Source organism: Oceanisphaera sediminis (genome assembly GCF_039539745.1).
GTDB lineage: Bacteria > Pseudomonadota > Gammaproteobacteria > Enterobacterales > Aeromonadaceae > Oceanimonas > Oceanimonas sediminis.
In genome coordinates, this window is sequence record NZ_BAABDS010000038.1 from 91523 (window position 1) to 108355 (window position 16833).

13 protein-coding genes and 1 pseudogene are annotated in these 16833 nt (G+C 58.7%); 9 read left to right on the forward strand and 5 right to left on the reverse strand.

What is annotated here, in order from left to right; all coding sequences use genetic code 11:
• Positions 1-254: 254 nt before the first annotated feature.
• The 4 genes from secA (at position 255) to rraB (ending at position 6110) form a co-directional block, all read left to right on the forward strand.
• Entirely contained in the window at positions 255-2981 is a 2727-nt protein-coding gene (gene secA / locus ABD827_RS12920) for a preprotein translocase subunit SecA (protein ID WP_344965144.1), read from the forward strand.
• Positions 2982-3177: 196 nt separating this feature from the next.
• The gene (locus ABD827_RS12925; protein WP_344965146.1) at positions 3178-4848 is read left to right on the forward strand and encodes a methyl-accepting chemotaxis protein; all 1671 of its coding nucleotides are present in this window, start codon (positions 3178-3180) and stop codon (positions 4846-4848) included.
• Positions 4849-5013: 165 nt separating this feature from the next.
• Positions 5014-5733, forward strand: a complete 720-nt coding sequence (locus ABD827_RS12930; RefSeq protein WP_298721144.1) for a 1-acylglycerol-3-phosphate O-acyltransferase — start codon at positions 5014-5016, stop codon at positions 5731-5733.
• A 32-nt stretch (positions 5734-5765) separates the two neighbouring features.
• Complete coding sequence (rraB, locus tag ABD827_RS12935; RefSeq protein WP_298721147.1) at positions 5766-6110, forward strand: ribonuclease E inhibitor RraB; 345 nt, start codon at positions 5766-5768, stop codon at positions 6108-6110.
• Positions 6111-6113: 3 nt separating this feature from the next.
• On the opposite strand, the gene ABD827_RS12940 is transcribed toward rraB, so the two are convergent.
• Complete coding sequence (locus ABD827_RS12940) at positions 6114-6647, reverse strand: GNAT family N-acetyltransferase (RefSeq protein ID WP_344965148.1); 534 nt, start codon at positions 6645-6647, stop codon at positions 6114-6116.
• A 95-nt stretch (positions 6648-6742) separates the two neighbouring features.
• Here ABD827_RS12940 and ABD827_RS12945 point away from each other — a divergent pair, with 95 nt between their 5' ends.
• The 3 genes from ABD827_RS12945 to ABD827_RS12955 all read left to right on the forward strand — a co-directional run bounded on the left by ABD827_RS12945 (position 6743) and on the right by ABD827_RS12955 (position 9812).
• Entirely contained in the window at positions 6743-9019 is a 2277-nt protein-coding gene (locus tag ABD827_RS12945) for a DUF6351 family protein (protein WP_344965150.1), read from the forward strand.
• Positions 9020-9049: 30 nt separating this feature from the next.
• Entirely contained in the window at positions 9050-9457 is a 408-nt protein-coding gene (locus ABD827_RS12950) for a hypothetical protein (RefSeq protein WP_298721156.1), read from the forward strand.
• Between the two features lie 124 nt (positions 9458-9581).
• A complete protein-coding gene (locus tag ABD827_RS12955; RefSeq protein ID WP_344965151.1) occupies positions 9582-9812 on the forward strand; it encodes a glycine zipper 2TM domain-containing protein in 231 nt (76 codons plus the stop codon).
• A 43-nt stretch (positions 9813-9855) separates the two neighbouring features.
• Here ABD827_RS12955 and ABD827_RS12960 read toward each other — a convergent pair whose 3' ends face one another.
• A complete protein-coding gene (locus ABD827_RS12960; protein ID WP_344965152.1) occupies positions 9856-10332 on the reverse strand; it encodes a CAP domain-containing protein in 477 nt (158 codons plus the stop codon).
• 318 nt (positions 10333-10650) lie between these two features.
• Between ABD827_RS12960 and ABD827_RS17830 the strand changes: the two are divergent.
• Positions 10651-11331: pseudogene (locus ABD827_RS17830) on the forward strand (PAS domain-containing protein); the annotation flags it as partial.
• Positions 11332-11472: 141 nt separating this feature from the next.
• Positions 11473-11856, forward strand: a complete 384-nt coding sequence (locus ABD827_RS17835; protein WP_425568002.1) for a methyl-accepting chemotaxis protein — start codon at positions 11473-11475, stop codon at positions 11854-11856.
• Between the two features lie 86 nt (positions 11857-11942).
• Here the strand turns inward: ABD827_RS17835 and ABD827_RS12970 are convergent, their stop codons facing one another.
• Genes ABD827_RS12970 through pepA form a run of 3 tightly spaced genes read right to left on the reverse strand, consistent with a single transcriptional unit; the run spans position 11943 to position 16760 of the window.
• The gene (locus tag ABD827_RS12970; RefSeq protein WP_344965154.1) at positions 11943-14795 is read right to left on the reverse strand and encodes a valine--tRNA ligase; all 2853 of its coding nucleotides are present in this window, start codon (positions 14793-14795) and stop codon (positions 11943-11945) included.
• A gap of 4 nt (positions 14796-14799) precedes the next feature.
• Positions 14800-15246, reverse strand: coding sequence for a DNA polymerase III subunit chi (locus ABD827_RS12975; RefSeq protein WP_344965155.1), 447 nt, complete (start codon positions 15244-15246; stop codon positions 14800-14802).
• 2 nt (positions 15247-15248) lie between these two features.
• The gene (gene pepA / locus ABD827_RS12980; RefSeq protein ID WP_344965156.1) at positions 15249-16760 is read right to left on the reverse strand and encodes a leucyl aminopeptidase; all 1512 of its coding nucleotides are present in this window, start codon (positions 16758-16760) and stop codon (positions 15249-15251) included.
• Between the last annotated feature and the right edge of the window lie 73 nt (positions 16761-16833).

Below are 16833 nucleotides of genomic sequence, written 5' to 3' on the forward strand. Positions count from 1 at the left end.
TTACGCCTGTTTTTCTGTATTCCCGTTGTTGTATCAGGTTGTTCATCATGGCCGGCAGTGGCCACCCTGGCTCCGGATACCGGTATTCTGTTGCCACGCAGGACGTCTGCAGTGCTTGCAGTCCTTGAATCTTTGCTGCTTAATCTCCATATCTGTTTCATTATCCTGACTCCGGGCATACGGCGCCTGTTTGCCTGACCAAGAGTTTGGCCCCATACGGGGCTTTATTTTTTCATCATCATTATTGGCCAAACATGATTACTAAACTTTTTACCATGATAATCGGTAGCCGTAACGACAGAACGCTCAAGCGGCTACGTAAAGTTGTAAATGAAATCAATGCGATGGAGCCGAAGTTCGAGGCGCTGTCCGATGCCGAACTGCAGGCCAAGACCGTCGAGTTTCGCAGTCGGCTGGAGCAGGGCGAAACTCTGGATCAGCTGTTGCCGGAAGCCTTCGCCACGGTACGCGAAGCCTCCCGCCGGGTATTCGAGATGCGTCACTTCGACGTGCAGCTGATTGGCGGCATGGTGTTGCACAACAATCAGATCGCCGAAATGAAAACCGGTGAGGGCAAGACCCTGACCGGTACCCTGCCGGTGTACCTGAATGCCCTGACCGGACGCGGCGTGCACGTGGTGACGGTGAATGATTATCTGGCCCGTCGTGATGCGGAAGCCAACCGGCCCCTGTTCGAGTTTCTGGGGCTGACCGTCGACTGCAACCTGCCGGGCATGGATTCGGCACAAAAGCACGCAGCCTATGCCGCCGATATCACCTACGGCACCAACAACGAATTCGGTTTCGACTATCTGCGCGACAACATGGCGTTCTCGCCCCAGCAGCGGGTACAGCGGCCGCTGTACTATGCGCTGGTGGATGAAGTGGATTCGGTGCTGATCGATGAAGCCCGTACTCCGCTGATTATCTCGGGTCCGGCAGAAGACAGCTCCGAGCTCTACACCCGCATCAATACCCTGATCCCCAAGCTGGTCAAGCAGGACCAGGAAGACACCGAAGAGTACACCGGTGACGGCCACTACACGGTAGATGAGAAAAACAAGCAGGCGCTGCTGACCGAAAACGGCCAGATCTTCGTGGAAGAAGAGCTGAAGCGCATGGGGCTGTTGCAACAGGAAGACTCGCTGTTCTCGGCCGGCAATATCACCCTGCTGGCGCACGTCAACGCCGGCCTGCGGGCGCATACCCTGTTCGAGCGCAATGTCGACTACATAGTGCAGGACAACGAGGTGATCATCGTCGACGAGCACACCGGCCGTACCATGCCGGGTCGTCGCTGGTCCGAAGGCCTGCATCAGGCGGTGGAGGCCAAGGAAGGGGCAAAAATCCAGAACGAAAACCAGACCCTGGCTTCCATTACTTTCCAGAACTTCTTCCGCCTGTACGACAAGCTGGCGGGCATGACCGGCACCGCCGATACCGAAGCCTTCGAATTCCAGCATATCTACGGCCTGGATACGGTAGTGATCCCCACCAACAAGCCGATGGTGCGCAAGGACATGGGCGATCTGGTCTACCTGACCGCCGCCGAGAAATACCAGGCCATAGTGGCGGATATCAAGGATTGCGTGGAGCGGGGCCAGCCGGTACTGGTCGGCACCGTCTCCATCGAAAACTCCGAGTTGCTGTCGGGTATCCTGGACAAAGAAGGCATTGCGCATCGGGTGCTGAACGCCAAGTTCCACGCCAGCGAGGCGGAAATCATCGCCCAGGCGGGTCAGTCCGGCGTGATAACCATTGCCACCAACATGGCCGGTCGCGGCACCGACATCGTGCTTGGTGGCAACTGGCAGGCCGAAATCGAAGCGCTGGACAACCCGAATGCGGAGCAGGTTGCCGCCATCAAGGCCGCGTGGAAGCTGCGTCACGACGAGGTGATTGCCGCCGGTGGTCTGCATATCATCGGTACCGAACGCCATGAATCCCGCCGCATCGATAACCAGCTGCGCGGCCGCTCCGGTCGTCAGGGCGATCCGGGCTCCAGCCGTTTCTATCTGTCGATGGAAGATGCGCTGATGCGTATTTTCGCCTCGGATCGGGTCACCGGCATGATGAAGAAGCTGGGCATGGAAGAAGGCGAGGCCATCGAGCATCCCTGGGTGAGCCGGGCCATTGAAAACGCCCAGCGCAAGGTGGAAACCCGCAACTTCGATATTCGTAAGAACCTGCTGGAATTCGATGACGTCGCCAACGATCAGCGCAAGGTGGTATACGAGCAGCGCAACGAGCTGCTCGACTCCGGCGATATCAGCGACACCATCACGGTGATCCGCGAAGATGTGCTGAACGGCATTATCGACGAGTACATTCCGCCCCAGTCGCTGGAAGAGATGTGGGATGTGCCCGGGCTGGAGCAACGGTTGCAGGCCGACTTTGGTCTGGAAGTGCCGGTCGGCGCCTGGCTGAAAGAGAACGAAAAACTGCACGACGAACAGCTGCGCGAGCAGATACTGGAAGCCGCCGCCAAGGCCTATGCCGAGAAAGAAGCGGTGGTCGGCCCCGAGGTGCTGCGCCAGTTCGAGACCTCGGTGATGCTGCAGACGCTGGATACCCTGTGGAAAGAGCATCTGGCGGCCATGGATCATCTGCGTCAGGGCATTCATCTACGCGGTTATGCCCAGAAAAACCCCAAGCAAGAGTACAAGCGCGAGTCTTACGAGCTGTTTACCCAGCTGCTGGACAACCTCAAGCGGGAAGTGGTCAGCATACTGAGCCGGGTACGGGTACAGAGCCAGGAAGAAGTGGAAGCGGCGGAAGAAAAACGGCGTGAAGCGGCAGAAAGTCTGCCCCAGAGCTACAGCCATGCGGTGGCGGACAGCCTGCTGGAAGAAGAAGGCGCGGCGGCGGCGACCGGCGATGCCGCCCCCTTCGTGCGCGAAGGCCAGAAGGTGGGGCGTAACGATCCTTGTCCCTGTGGTTCGGGCAAAAAGTACAAGCAGTGCCATGGCAAGTTGAGTTAAACGAATTCTCGCCTGACGTAAAAACCGCCCTATCGGGGCGGTTTTTTTTATGGGGAAGTGCCGGTTTTATTCTATACGAGTCTTCGCATTTGACGGTTTTTAAAATTGTATCCATTTAATTGAGTTTTATGTATCAAATGTCGTTTACAATATTATTGTTTTTTTAAGGCGTTTTTTTGGCGACTGGAGTGCTTTTATGCATAAGAATTTGACCCTGAAGGCGGTAATTCGCCTGGTGTTTCTGGTGGTGCTGGCACTGGCACTGACGCTGGGAGGTGCTCTCTATTTGCTGCTGCAGTCGCAGCAGGGACTGAGCCGGGCTCATGAAGCTCGCTACAATTATTTCAATTCTGCCAATATGCTGCGCATGTATTCGACCGAGTTGTCGACCCATATTCGTAATTATGTGGTAACCGGTAATCGCGAAAAACTGGATGCCTACCATAAAGTGATGGACATCACTCAGGGCAAGGCTCCCAGAGCCAATGGCCGCAATATCTCCAACGAAGACATGATTGCGGAAATGCAGCTGTTGCCGAAAGAAATGACACTGCTGGAGCAGGGGCGTCAGGAGACCCTGATCATGAGTAGGCTGGAACAGGAGGCGCTTGATCTGGTGGGGCAGGGAAGACTGGACGAAGCCCAGAATCGAGTGATGGGTCGTGAGTACGACAATGCGCGAAAGACGCTGAGCAACTCGGTGGATAACTTCGTTTCTCTGTTACTTGCCCGTCAGTCAGAGCAACTGCAAGCGGAAGAACAACAAAACCAGCAGATGGTGGTGCTGATGGTGTCGCTGGTGCTGCTGCTGGTTGGCCTCAGCCTGCTGCTGGGCTGGGCGCTCAAACGCATGGTGCTGCAGCCGCTGGGTGCCGAGCCGAGTGAGATGGAGCGAGTTGCATCCCGCATTGCCGATGGTGATCTGAGCCTGCAGTTTGGTTCCGGCACTCAGGGGGTCTATGGCAAGTTGCATCACATGACCGACAAGCTGCGTGAGCTTATCGGCCATATTCATCAGTCCAGCACCAGTCTGTCGGCGGCGGCGGAAGAAACCTCGGCGGTATCGCTGCAGACCAGTGCCAACCTGAGTCGCCAGCAGCAGGATACCGATCAGGTGGCGGCCGCCATCAACGAGATGTCGGCCACGGTGCAGGAAGTATCCCAGAATACCAGCCTGGCGGCCGCGTCTGCCCGCTCTGCCAACGAGGCGGCGGAGCAGGGCAAGAAGGTGGTACAGCAGACGGTCTCTTCCATTACGCGACTGGCGGATGATGTGGCCTCTACCGGCCTGGTGGTGCAGTCACTGGCCGACAGCAGCACCCGGATAAGCTCGGTGGTGCAGGTGATTCAGGAAATCGCCGACAGAACCAATCTGCTGGCGCTGAACGCGGCCATCGAGGCGGCGCGGGCCGGCGAGCAGGGGCGGGGCTTTGCGGTGGTGGCCTCCGAGGTGCGCAACCTGGCGGAGCAGACCCAGCATTCTTCCCAGGAGATTGTTTCTACCATTACCAAGCTGCAGGCCGATGCGGAGCAGGCGATGGCCGCCATGAACGGCGGTCGCCAGCAGGCGGAGCTGACCGTGACCCAGGCGCGTGAAGCCGAACAGGCGCTGGAGCTGATCAGCGCGGCGGTACAGACCATTCACGATATGAACACCCAGATTGCTACCGCGGTGGAAGAGCAGGCGACAGTCACCGAAGACATCAGTCGTAATCTCACCGGTATTCACGAAATGGGCGGTGAAACCGCCGCCGGCGCCGAACAGACCGCCAGCGCCAGCCGTGAGCTGTCGGAACTGGCCGCCGGGCTGCAACAGCTGGTACAGGGCTTCAGGCTGGAGTCGGATGCGCCTGGCTATCGGCGTTGATATCGATGTGAAGAGTACGATGAAAATGGCAAGGTGCTGATGTTTTAGCTTCAATCATTTCGAGCACAACCACCCAGGGCCCGGCCGCTGTCAATCAGCGACCGGGCCTTGTTCCTTGTGGGTCTGCTCAGTATACTGCCGTCTCTCAAAACGCGAGGTTTGTTCATGTTAAAGCTGTTGCGGCTGTTCTTGCTGGCTCTGGCCATGGTGATGGTCTTTGTACTCGGTACCCTGATGTGCCTGCTGCGCCCCCGTCACCCCAATAACGTCCATCTGCTGGGGCGTCTGTTCAACAAGGCCTGCCCGCTGGTGGGGCTCAAGGTGACTTTTCGGGGCTATGAGCATGTCAAGGATTTGCACTCGGCGGTGTATATCGCCAACCACCAGAGCAACTGGGATATTATCGCCCTGCCCGGTGCCGTAATGCCGCGCACCGTGGCCATCGGCAAAAACAGTCTGTTCTGGATACCGCTGTTCGGGCAATTGTTCTGGCTGAGTGGCAACCTGCTGATCAACCGCGAGAACAAGGCCAAGGCTGCCAGCACCATCGGCAAAGTGGTGGACAAGATTCGCCAGCGCAACATGTCGATCTGGATGTTTCCCGAAGGCACTCGCAGCAAGGGCAAGGGGCTGTTGCCGTTCAAGACCGGGGCCTTTCATATTGCCCTGCAGGCCGGTGTTCCCATAGTGCCCATCGCCTGCTCCAGTTATTTCGGTCAGGTGGATCTGAACCGCTGGGACAACGGTGAGCTGATCGTCGAAATCATGCCGCCGATTTCGATTGAGGGTTATGCACCCAATCAGATTCGGGATCTGCTCAAGCACAGTCGTCAGTTGATTGCCGAGCGCATTGCCGAACTGGACAGCGAAGCCCGCCGTCCCTGAACCCATACCGTTATCCGGCCAAGGAGCCACTCATGACTGAACAGCAAAACTGGCGGGAAGAGACCCGTGAAATTATTACCTCTCTGCTGGAAGATGGCAGTAACCCGGATGCGGAATACACCATAGAACATCACTTTTCCGGCCAGGACTTCAACCGGCTCGAAAAGGCCGCGGTTGACTGTTTCAAGGCGGAATTCGAGGTGACCGATGCGGAAGAGCTGACCCTGGAGCGGGGCCAGACCATTTTGTGTTTTGATGCCATCAAGGAAGGGCCCCTGGCCGAAGAGGCCATCATGGCGCAGATTGAACAACTGCTGCCGATCGCCCGGAAATATGGTATCGAGTACGACGGCTGGGGCACCTACTTCGAAGAGTAATCGCTAGCCGAGGGGCAGCATCAGGGTGATTTCACAGTCATGATGCCCGGTGTTGCCCCGTCGTTCGCAGGGCAGGAACCCCAGCTTTCGATAAAGCGCCAGCGCCTCGGGCAGGATAGCCGTGGTTTCCAGATAGCAGTGTCGGTAACCCAAGATACGGGCCTGTTGCAACACATACAGTGCCAGCGCTCTGCCCAGTCCCTTGCCTCTGGCTGTTGAGTCCAGATACATTTTCTGCAGTTCGCATACGGCGTTATCTTTCGGCATCGGGCCCAGACCCGCACCGCCCAGTAGGCGCCCCTCACCATCTTCCACTACCCAGTATCCGGCGCCGTGCTGCCGATACACCTGACTCAGACGGTCGAGATCGGGATCGGCCACGCTGAAGCCCTTATCGGCGGTCAGGCCATACTCTGCCGATATCGTCCGAATAAGTGCTGCCAGCCCGCCATCATGCCGGGATTCCAGCGGCATTATTCTGCCGAGAGTCGGGGGCCATCTGTAGGCGCTTGCTCCGTTTTTCGATGTTTCAATCATCAATCCTCTCCTTCTCATCGGCGTGACCATAACCGCTTTAATGAGAGATGCAACGCTTTTTCTCTCCGCTATGCTTAGCTCAGAGGTGACGCGATATGAACATAAAAAGCAGACGTTGGTGGTGGCTGTTGCCACTGGTGGTGGTGGTGTTGGGGCTGCTGGCGAGCTGGCCGCAGTTACAGGCGAGGCTGGGACGTCATCTGTTATCGGATCCCCCCGAGCTGGTGGTGGAGGCGCTGCCGCCCGGTTATGATCCTGCCGCGCCCAGACCCGTCTATCAGGGCCCCCATGCCTCCCGGGTGCCGCTGGACCTGTCCGTTTTCGACTTTCCCGTCGGTCTCGGTCAAACGGGCCCGGTGGATACCTCACTCGGCCCGCTGCAATACCCCTTCGCCTGTAATACCGAAGAAGTCGGGCTGGGCCAGCCGCTGGTGGATAATCGCCTGGGCATCGGCACCCCTGTGTATGCCGAGCTCGATGGCGTGAAAGACAAGACCCGGCTGCTTGGCCACAGTCAGGACTGTCTGCTACCGACGCGGGTCGACTATTTCTACAAGGTGGAAGGGCGGGACGACTATCACCTCTGGCCCGAAAATGGCGAGCCGGCCGACCTGGCCTGGCTTGACTGGCAGGGCAGGTCGATTCCCTTCGTGCTGCGAGTGGAGCGCGGCACCATCAACCGCTTTATCTATGTGATCGCCATGCTGGCCGATCCCGCGGCGCCGGTGACCGAAACCCACAGTCCTTACTGGAACCAAAAGCTTATCTATCACTTCAAGGGTGGCGTGGGCATCGGCAAGCGCCAGGGCAAGATGAGTCTGGGGCGCATTGCCTCCCGTCTGACCGAACAGCTGGCACAGGGCTACGCCCTGGCCGGATCCAGCGGCAACATGACCAGCAATCACTATAACGTGTGGCTGGCGGCCAACACCGCCGAGATGGTCAAGGCGCAGTTTGTGGCCCGCTACGGCACGCCGGACTATACGGTCGGCATCGGTGGCTCCGGTGGGGCGGTACAGCAGTATCTGATTGCCCAGAACAAACCCGGTCTGCTCGACGCCATCATTCCCCAATACAGTTATCCGGACATGATTACCCAGAGCATCTGGGCACTGGATTGCGAGCTGCTGGAATACTATTTCGACGTCACGGCGCGGGATAATCCACGCTGGCGGGTGCAGGAAAACCGGGGCCAGGTGATGGGCGTTGCAGCCAGCAGTGATGTGGAGCACGAGTTCAAGAAATACTATCGCTGGGCCCGGGTTGCCGGCCTGGGGCTGACCTTGCCGGCCCTGCCGCCGGGAGCCAACGAATGCTCCAAGAGTTGGCGCGGGCTGGCGCCGCTGACCAACAATCCCCGTTATTTTCATCGGGCCAATCATTATGCACCGGCCGTGGCCGGCACCGACCGCTTCAGCCACTGGCACGATCTGGCCGCTTTCTATGGCGTCGGTGAAGACGGTTTTGCTCATCGTACCCATGATAACGTCGGGGTGCAGTATGGGCTGGAAGCCCTGAGGTTGGGGCAGATCAGCATGGCCGAGTTTCTGCACCTCAACGCCAATATCGGCAGCTGGAAGGCACCAAAAGACATGGCGCAGGAAAAACTGTGGGTGCTGAGCGGAGACGACAGCCTGGCGGAGGTGTCCATCTGGAGTGACCATAACATGCAGAAGACGCCGGGCAGTCCGGTGCCGTTGCGAGTGTTCGAACGCAACCAGGTTGAGCTTATCAAGACGGCGCCCCGCAGCCAGGGGCATAGCGGCGCCATGGCGGCAACCTACTACTCCGGCCATGTTTTCCTCGGTAACATCGATATACCGGTGATCGATCTGCGCCACTATCTGGACGGCCAGCTCGACATGCACCACTCCTACGCCACCCTGTCGTCCTGGCTGCGTATCCGTCAGGCACGGGGTAATACGGATAACGTGATTATCTGGCAAAGTGGCAAACCCTATGATCCCAGTGATCGCGCCTTCGTGCTGCTCGACGAGTGGCTGACCACGGGCCAACGGCCGGCGGCGGCGAAAGACGCCTGCTGGACCGATCAGGGCGAATTGATTGCCGAAGGAAACAACGTCTGGAACGGCACTTGGCGAGGAGATGTAGACATTGGCGCCTGCCTTAACCGTTATCCGGCCTACCGCTCTCCGCGCAATGCCGCCGGCAGTCCGCTGACCGGCGATCTGTTCAAATGCGCGCGGGTGCCGGTGGCCGAGGCGGTGGCGTTGGGCTTTTATCAGCCCCAGGAAGTGGAACCCTATACCGCCATGCTGGAGGCGGTGTTCCCCGATGGCGTTTGCGATTATCGGCAGGGAGACATGGCCCGGCCCGAGGATGCAGAGCTGGGCCTGAGTCCCATGCTATAGTGGCGCAAACTGGAGATCAGGAGCTCTCGGATGTGTCACCCGTACGACCCGCATGCGCAGCTGTGGGATGAATACAAATATCGCCACGATCATATCTGGCAAAAACTGTTTCAGATCACCATCGCCGTGGTGCTGCTGGGGGCTGTGCCCTATCTGAAGCCCGAGATTACCCAGGTGCTGAAAGGCTGGATCCTGATAGCGCCGCTGCTCGGTACCGTGCTGACGCTGATCAGCCTGGTGCTGATGCACTTCGAGCTGGCGCTGTTTGCCAAGATAGCCGTGTCTCACCGTGCGCATCAGGAAAAACTGGGGCTGATCAGGCACAGCCGACACAACTATTTTCGTTACCTGGTCATGACCTATGTCGGTTTTCTGCTGCTGGTCAGCATCGCCAACGTGGCGGTGGTGCGCTTGTTATGGCTTGGGACGGGTGCCTGATGCATTCGGTCCGGCGGGCGACAGCATCAGACACAGACCCGCTTCGACGACGCGCCGCCCGTGAGTAAAGGGATTACACTAATAAGTGTGTATACATGTGGCGAGTATTTATTCAGTCGAGGCAATGATGAAGACGAACAATGGCAATATAAAGGTAGCGGCTGTAACCGCCGTTCTGCTGCTGGGCCTGTCTGCCTGTAGCAACATGTCGGACCGGGATCGCAATACCGCCATCGGCGCCGGCGCCGGCGGTGTTGCCGGCTCGGTGCTTACCGGTGGCAGCACTATGGGAACCATAGGGGGTGCCGTGGTCGGTGGCGTCATCGGCAACCAGGTAGATAAAGACAAGAAATAACAACGCCATACCCCAAACGGAAGGCGCGGTCGAGTCTTCCGTTTTAATAGGCCGACTCACCCAGATAGTTACCCGGTGGATAATAGTTGCACACCAGTATCAGGTTGTTGTTGCAGACCGAGGTGGCACAGCCCAACTCGCGGGTCTGAGGCCAGATCATCTGGGTATAATGACCGACGCTGGGTACCAGGCTGCGGCTCAGTGGCTGCCCGCTATAATTCCGCTTTTCCTCCTCCCAGGCCTTGATGCCATCCAGTTCGTCATAATATCCGAGCGTGCCCATAAACAGGTTCTCACCGAAGCCGGAGCCCTGGCTGTGTTCTATGTCGCAGCGCCGGGCCAGCTCACGGGCCCAGCGCCGTGCCTGCACTTCGGCGAGATCAGACCAGACGAGCGGAGGTGCCCGCACCTCGGCGCGAATTTGATTGTGGGCCTGCAATAGCTGCGCTGAAAGCGTGTTGTCGTCCATCACCGATGGCAGACCGAGCAGCAGAGAAACGAGCAAGGCGTGAGGATTCATGGCTTTTCCCTTCAGGTTGTATGGTAATAATGCTGACCGGCTCTCATTGAGTACAACTTTTTATTGCATTCCTTTCCTATCGGCGTAGAAGTCGGATCCAATGCGGTGGCGCAGTTATCGGCTCTCATTACCGTATCAGGTGAAAATAAAACCTCTGTTCACGGGTCACTACTCCGCAACGTCCCTTTTTATTTAATATGATAGATGTCAGGAGATTGAAACATCATGCTCGGTAGCAGAAAACTGAAGCAGCAGGCCGCTCATTATCAAGATCTGTACGAGCAAGTACTGGCACAGCAGAGTGCAATTAAAAATCATATGGCGGTGATCGAATTCACCCCCAATGGCGACATTCTGGATGCCAATCCGGCGTTTCTGTCTGTTGTCGGTTATTCGCTGGCGGAGCTGCAAAGAGAAAATCATCGCCTGTTCTGCGATCCGGCCCTGGTTCAGTCGGCCGAGTATCGCCGCTTCTGGCAGCAACTGCAGCAGGGACGGGGGCAGAGCGGAACCTTTGCCCGTCGTAACCGCCAGGGAGACCCCATCTGGCTGGAGGCCAATTATTTTCCGGTGTGCGATAAAAACGGTACCGTCATCAAGGTGCTGAAGCTGGCGAGTGATATCACGGTCAAACAGCGACAACTGGAATCCCAACAGGCGGTACTGGACTCGCTGCACAAGTCCATGGCGGTGATCGAATTCATGCCCGACGGCACCATTATCAGTGCCAACGAAAATTTTCTGACCACTATGAGTTACCGGCTCGAGCAATTGACCGGCAAACACCACCGACTCTTTTGTGAAGACAATTTTCATCGTGATAATCCCGGTTTCTGGCAAGAGTTGGCGGGGGGAGAGCACAAGTCGGGGCGTTTCAAGCGGTTTGATGCGGCCGGGCGCGAGCTTTGGCTGGAAGCCACCTATAACCCGATTCTGGATGCGCAGGGCAAGGTGGCGCGGGTCGTCAAGTTTGCCTCCGATATTACCACTCGGGTACAACAGGCCCAGCAAGCCCGGGAAGCGTCGGAACTGGCCAGCGTAACGGCGATACAAACCTCACATATCGCCGAACGAGGTGCCGGCTCCTTGCTGGCATCGGTAAATACCTCATCCCGTATCGCCGGTGATCTCGCGCAGGCGATGCAGCTGATCGAACGTCTCAACGAACGGGCACGCAATATCGAAGATATAGTCGCGACCATCAGCAGTGTGGCGGATCAGACCAATTTACTGGCCTTGAATGCGGCCATTGAGGCGGCCCGAGCCGGTGAGCAGGGGCGTGGCTTTGCGGTGGTTGCCGATGAAGTCAGACAGTTGGCCGGGCGTACCAGCCGGGCGACGGCAGAAATAGGTCAGGTGGTGCAGCAGAACCGGGAGCTGACGGCACAGGTCTCGACCGCGATCACCGACGTTTCCGGGGTGGCTGAACAGGGAAAACTGCAGGTACAGGAAGTGGAGGCCATCATGGATGAAATCCATCAGGGAGCCTTGGCGGTACAACGGGCGGTGGCCGGCCTGGCTTAATTTCCGCTACGTTTTTCACCGATAAAAAAGCCGGCTCTCGAGCCGGCTTCTTACTCCATGTCGGGCGTCTGGCACCCGATGAAGTATTACAGGTTGGCTATCTGCTCCTGCTGCTGCTGCAGCTTGACCAGGGTGGCCTGGTAGTCGGCCAGCTTTTCCTGCTCTTTTTCCACCACCTCGGCGGGCGCCTTGGCGACGAAGCTGGCATTGTTCAGCTTGCCCTCCAGTCGCTTGATCTCACCGCCTACCTTGCCCAGTTCCTTCTGCAGCCGGGCCAGCTCGGCATCCTTGTCGATGATGCCCGCCATCGGCAGCAGCAGTTCGGTGTCACCGATCAGCTGCTTGCTGGAGGTGGGCGCTTCTTCGTCTGCCGCCAGCTGGGTAATGGTGTCCAGCTTGGCCATGGCCTTGAGGAAGGCGTCGTTGTCGGTAGCGCGACGGCTGTCGTCACCGGCCGGGCGCAACAGCACATTCAATGCCTGGCTGGGCGGAATGTTCATTTCGGCCCGCAGGTTGCGGATAGACACGATGAAGCGTTTCACCCATTCCAGATCGGCCATGGCGGCGCTGTCTTCCAGCGCGGCATCGGCCTGTGGATAAGCGGCCAGCATGATGCTGTCGCCACCACGACCGGCCAGCGGAGCCACCCGCTGCCAGATCTCTTCGGTGATGAAGGGCATGATGGGGTGAGCCAGACGCAGCAGGGTTTCCAGCACTTCGATCAGGGTCTTGCGGGTAGCGCGCTGCTCGGCCTCGGAGCCGTGCCACAGCACCGGCTTGGTCAGCTCAAGATACCAGTCGCAGAACTGGTTCCAGATAAACTCGTACAGCGCATTGGCGGCCCGGTCGAAGCGATAGCTGTCCAGTGCGTCGCGCACGTCCTTGATGGTGACCTGCAGTTGTGCCTGAATCCAGCGATCCGCCAGCGAGTACTTGAGCTCGCCGCCCTTCAGACCACAATCCTGCTCTTCGGTGCTCATCAGCACGTAGCGGGAGGCGTTCCACAGCTTGTTGCAGAAGTTGCGGTAGCCGTCGAGACGCTTCATGTCCCAGTTGATGTCACGACCGGTCGAGGCCATGGCCGCCAGGGTAAAGCGCAGGGCATCGGTGCCGTGCGCCTCTATGCCGTCGGCAAATTCCTTGCGGGTGGCTTTTTCGATTTTGGCCGCCAGCTGGGGTTGCATCATGTTGCCGGTACGCTTGGTCACCAGCGACTCCAGATCGATGCCGTCAATCATGTCCAGCGGATCCAGCACGTTGCCCTTGGACTTGGACATTTTGTCGCCGTTTTCGTCACGGATCAGACCGGTGACGTAAACGGTTTTGAACGGAACCTGCGGTTTGCCGTTTTCGTCCTTGATGAAGTGCATGGTCATCATGATCATGCGCGCCACCCAGAAGAAAATGATGTCGAAGCCGGTGACCAGCACGCTGGTCGGATGGAAGGTGGCCAGCTCCGGGGTCTTTTCCGGCCAGCCCAGGGTGGAGAAGGTCCACAGCGCCGAGCTGAACCAGGTGTCGAGCACATCGTTGTCCTGGCTCAGTACCACCTCGTCGCCAAGCTGGTTGGCGGCGCGCACTTCGGCTTCGTCACGACCTACATAGACCTTGCCTTCGGTGTCGTACCAGGCCGGAATACGGTGGCCCCACCACAGCTGGCGCGAGATACACCAGTCCTGAATGTCGCGCATCCAGGAAAAATACATGTTTTCGTACTGCTTGGGCACGAACTGGATTTCGCCGTCTTCCACCGCCTGGGTAGCGACCTTGGCCAGCGGGGCCGCACGTACATACCACTGGTCGGTCAGCATGGGTTCGATGACCACACCGCCACGATCGCCGTAAGGCACGGTCAGATCGTGATCCTTGATGCTGTCGAGCAGACCGAGTTCGTCGAGGGCGGAGACGATGGCCGTGCGGGCCTCGTAACGCTCCAGTCCCTGGAACTGCGCCGGCAGCTCGGCGGAATAAACGGTGCTGGGCTCGCCCTTGCTGGTGAACACTTCGGCTTCGGCACGAATGTCGGCATTCAGGGTCAGCACGTTGATCTGCGGCAGCTGGTGGCGCTTGCCGACCTCGGCATCGTTGAAGTCGTGGGCCGGGGTGATTTTCACGCAACCGGTGCCTTTTTCCATGTCGGCATGCTCGTCGCCAACGATGGGAATACGGCGATTGACCAGCGGCAGCATGATGAATTTGCCAATCAGGTCTTTATAACGCGGATCTTCCGGGTTTACCGCCACGGCGGTATCGCCCAGCATGGTTTCCGGACGGGTGGTGGCCACCACCAGATAGTCTTTGCCGTCGGCGGTGTTGACGCCGTCGGCCAGCGGGTAGCGGAATTGCCACATGTGGCCTTTTACATCCCGGTTTTCCACTTCCAGATCGGAGATGGCGGTGTGCAGCTTGGGATCCCAGTTCACCAGGCGTTTGCCACGGTAGATGAGATCGTCTTCATACAGCTGTACGAACACTTCCTTCACCGCATTGGACAGGCCTTCGTCCATGGTAAAGCGCTCGCGCTCCCAGTCGACCGAGGCACCCAGACGGCGCAACTGCTTGGTGATGGTACCGCCGGATTCTTTTTTCCAGTCCCAGATCTTGTCGATGAAGGCTTCGCGACCGTAATCGTGACGGTTCTTGCCTTCTTCGGCGGCGATCTTGCGTTCCACCACCATCTGGGTAGCGATACCGGCGTGATCGGTTCCTACCTGCCACAGGGTGTTTTTATCCTGCATGCGCTGGTAACGGATCAGGGTATCCATGATGGAGTCCTGGAAAGCATGCCCCATGTGCAGGCTACCGGTCACGTTGGGTGGCGGTATCATGATGCTGTAGGGGTCTTTGCTGGTGTCGCCGTGGGCCTTGAAGTAACCCCTGCTTTCCCATTGCTGGTACAGGGCCTGCTCGATGGCGTTGGGATTAAAGGTTTTTTCCATGATGTTATTCGTCTTGAGTTTGGGGTGGTACAGGGGCGGTAGTGAGTTCAAAACCGGCCTGACGATAGGCTTTAAAGCGTTCCCGAGCCTGTTGCTTGCCCTCCTCATAGGAGGGCACGAAGTCAATCAGCTGCTTGAAACGCCGGGCAAAGGCGGGCGCCTGGGGTGCCAGGTTGATCAGCACAGGGCGCCCGCTGTGCGGCGCCTGATGACTGATCACCACGGGCGCGCCCTGGCGGGGGCCTTCGCCCTGAAGATTGTGCGCCACAAAGCCGTCGGCGGGCTGTTGCCACAGCCGTTCATCCAGCGCCTCGGCCTGAGCCTGGTCGCGGGTATGAATGAAGACACCCAGCCCCTGGCGGTAACAGTCGGTGGTAAGCCGACAAACCAGCTGCTCGAGCAGCTCGGGGCCGGAAGCGTCCGGCAGCAGATAAAAACAACCTTGGCTCATGCTCACTCTTCGATGTTGTTAACGCCGGCCCGGTTCAGCAGAAACTGGGTCAACAGCGGTACCGGACGACCGGTGGCACCCTTGTTTTTGCCGCTGTTCCAGGCGGTACCGGCCACATCCAGGTGAGCCCAGTTGTACTTCTTGGTGAAGCGGCTGAGGAAGCAGGCGGCGGTAATGGCACCGGCCGCACGGCCACCGATGTTGCCCATGTCGGCAAACGGGCTTTCCAGCTGTTCCTGATACTCGTCGCCCATCGGCAGGCGCCAGGCGCGATCGCCGGCCTGTTCCGAGGCATTGAGCAGCTCATGGGCCAGCGGATTGTGGTTGGCCAGCAGCGCGGAGGTATGATGACCCAGTGCTATGATGCAGGCGCCGGTCAGGGTGGCGACATCGACCACCACTTCCGGTTCGAACCGCTCGACAAAGGTCAGGGCATCGCACAGTACCAGTCGGCCTTCGGCATCGGTATTGAGCACCTCTATGGTCTGGCCGGACATGCTGGTCAGAATGTCACCGGGACGATAGGCATTGCCGTCGGGCATGTTTTCACAGCCGGCGAGAATGGCGACCACGTTCACCGGCAACTGCAGCTCGGCCAGCGCCTGCATGGTGCCCAGCACCGAGGCGGCGCCTCCCATGTCGTATTTCATTTCATCCATGCCTTCGGCGGGCTTGAGTGAAATACCGCCGGCATCGAAGGTCAGGCCCTTGCCGACCAGCGCGATGGGACGCGCCTCGGGATCCGGATGCCCCTTGTACTCGATGACCGACATCATGGCTTCGTTATGGGATCCGCGGGCGACGGCCAGGTAGGCATTCATGCCCAGCTCGGCCATTTCTTCCTCGCCGATCACCCGGGTGCTGATGTTGTCCCAGGCGTCGGCCAGCTGGCGTGCCTGGGACGCCAGGTAGGCGGGGTTGCATACGTTGGGCGGCATGTTGGCCACATCCCGGCACACCTTGACGCCCCTGGCCACGGCCAGACCATGGGTAATGGCGCGCTCGCCGATGGTCAGCTCCCGGCGGGTGGGTACGTTGAACACCAGCTTGCGCAGCGGGCGACGGGGTTCGGCCTTGTTGGTCTTGAACTGTTCGAAGGTATAGAGGCTGGCCTTGGTGGTTTCTACCGCCTGGCGTACCTTCCAGTAGGTGTCGCGGCCCTTGACGTGCAGCTCGGTCAGAAAGCAGACGGCTTCCATCGAGCCGGTGTCGTTCAGGGTGCTGATGGTATTGCGGATGATCTGTTTATACTGGCGCTCGTCGAGCTCTCGTTCCTTGCCGCAACCGACGAGCAGTACGCGTTCGCTCAGCACGCCAGGCACATGGTGCAGTAACAGCATCTGGCCGGCCTTGCCTTCCAGATCGCCGCGGCGCAACAGTGAACTCAGGTAACCGTCGCTGATTTTATCCAGCTGTTCGGCGACCGGAGACAAACGGCGGGGCTCGAATACGCCAACCACGATGCAGGCGCTGCGCTGTTTTTCGGGGCTACCACTTTTAACACTGAACTCCATGGATTCTCCTACAGCTTGAAGACAATGAGCGTCAGATCAACGATAATGGTGGCCATCGCTAAAAGACGCCGAA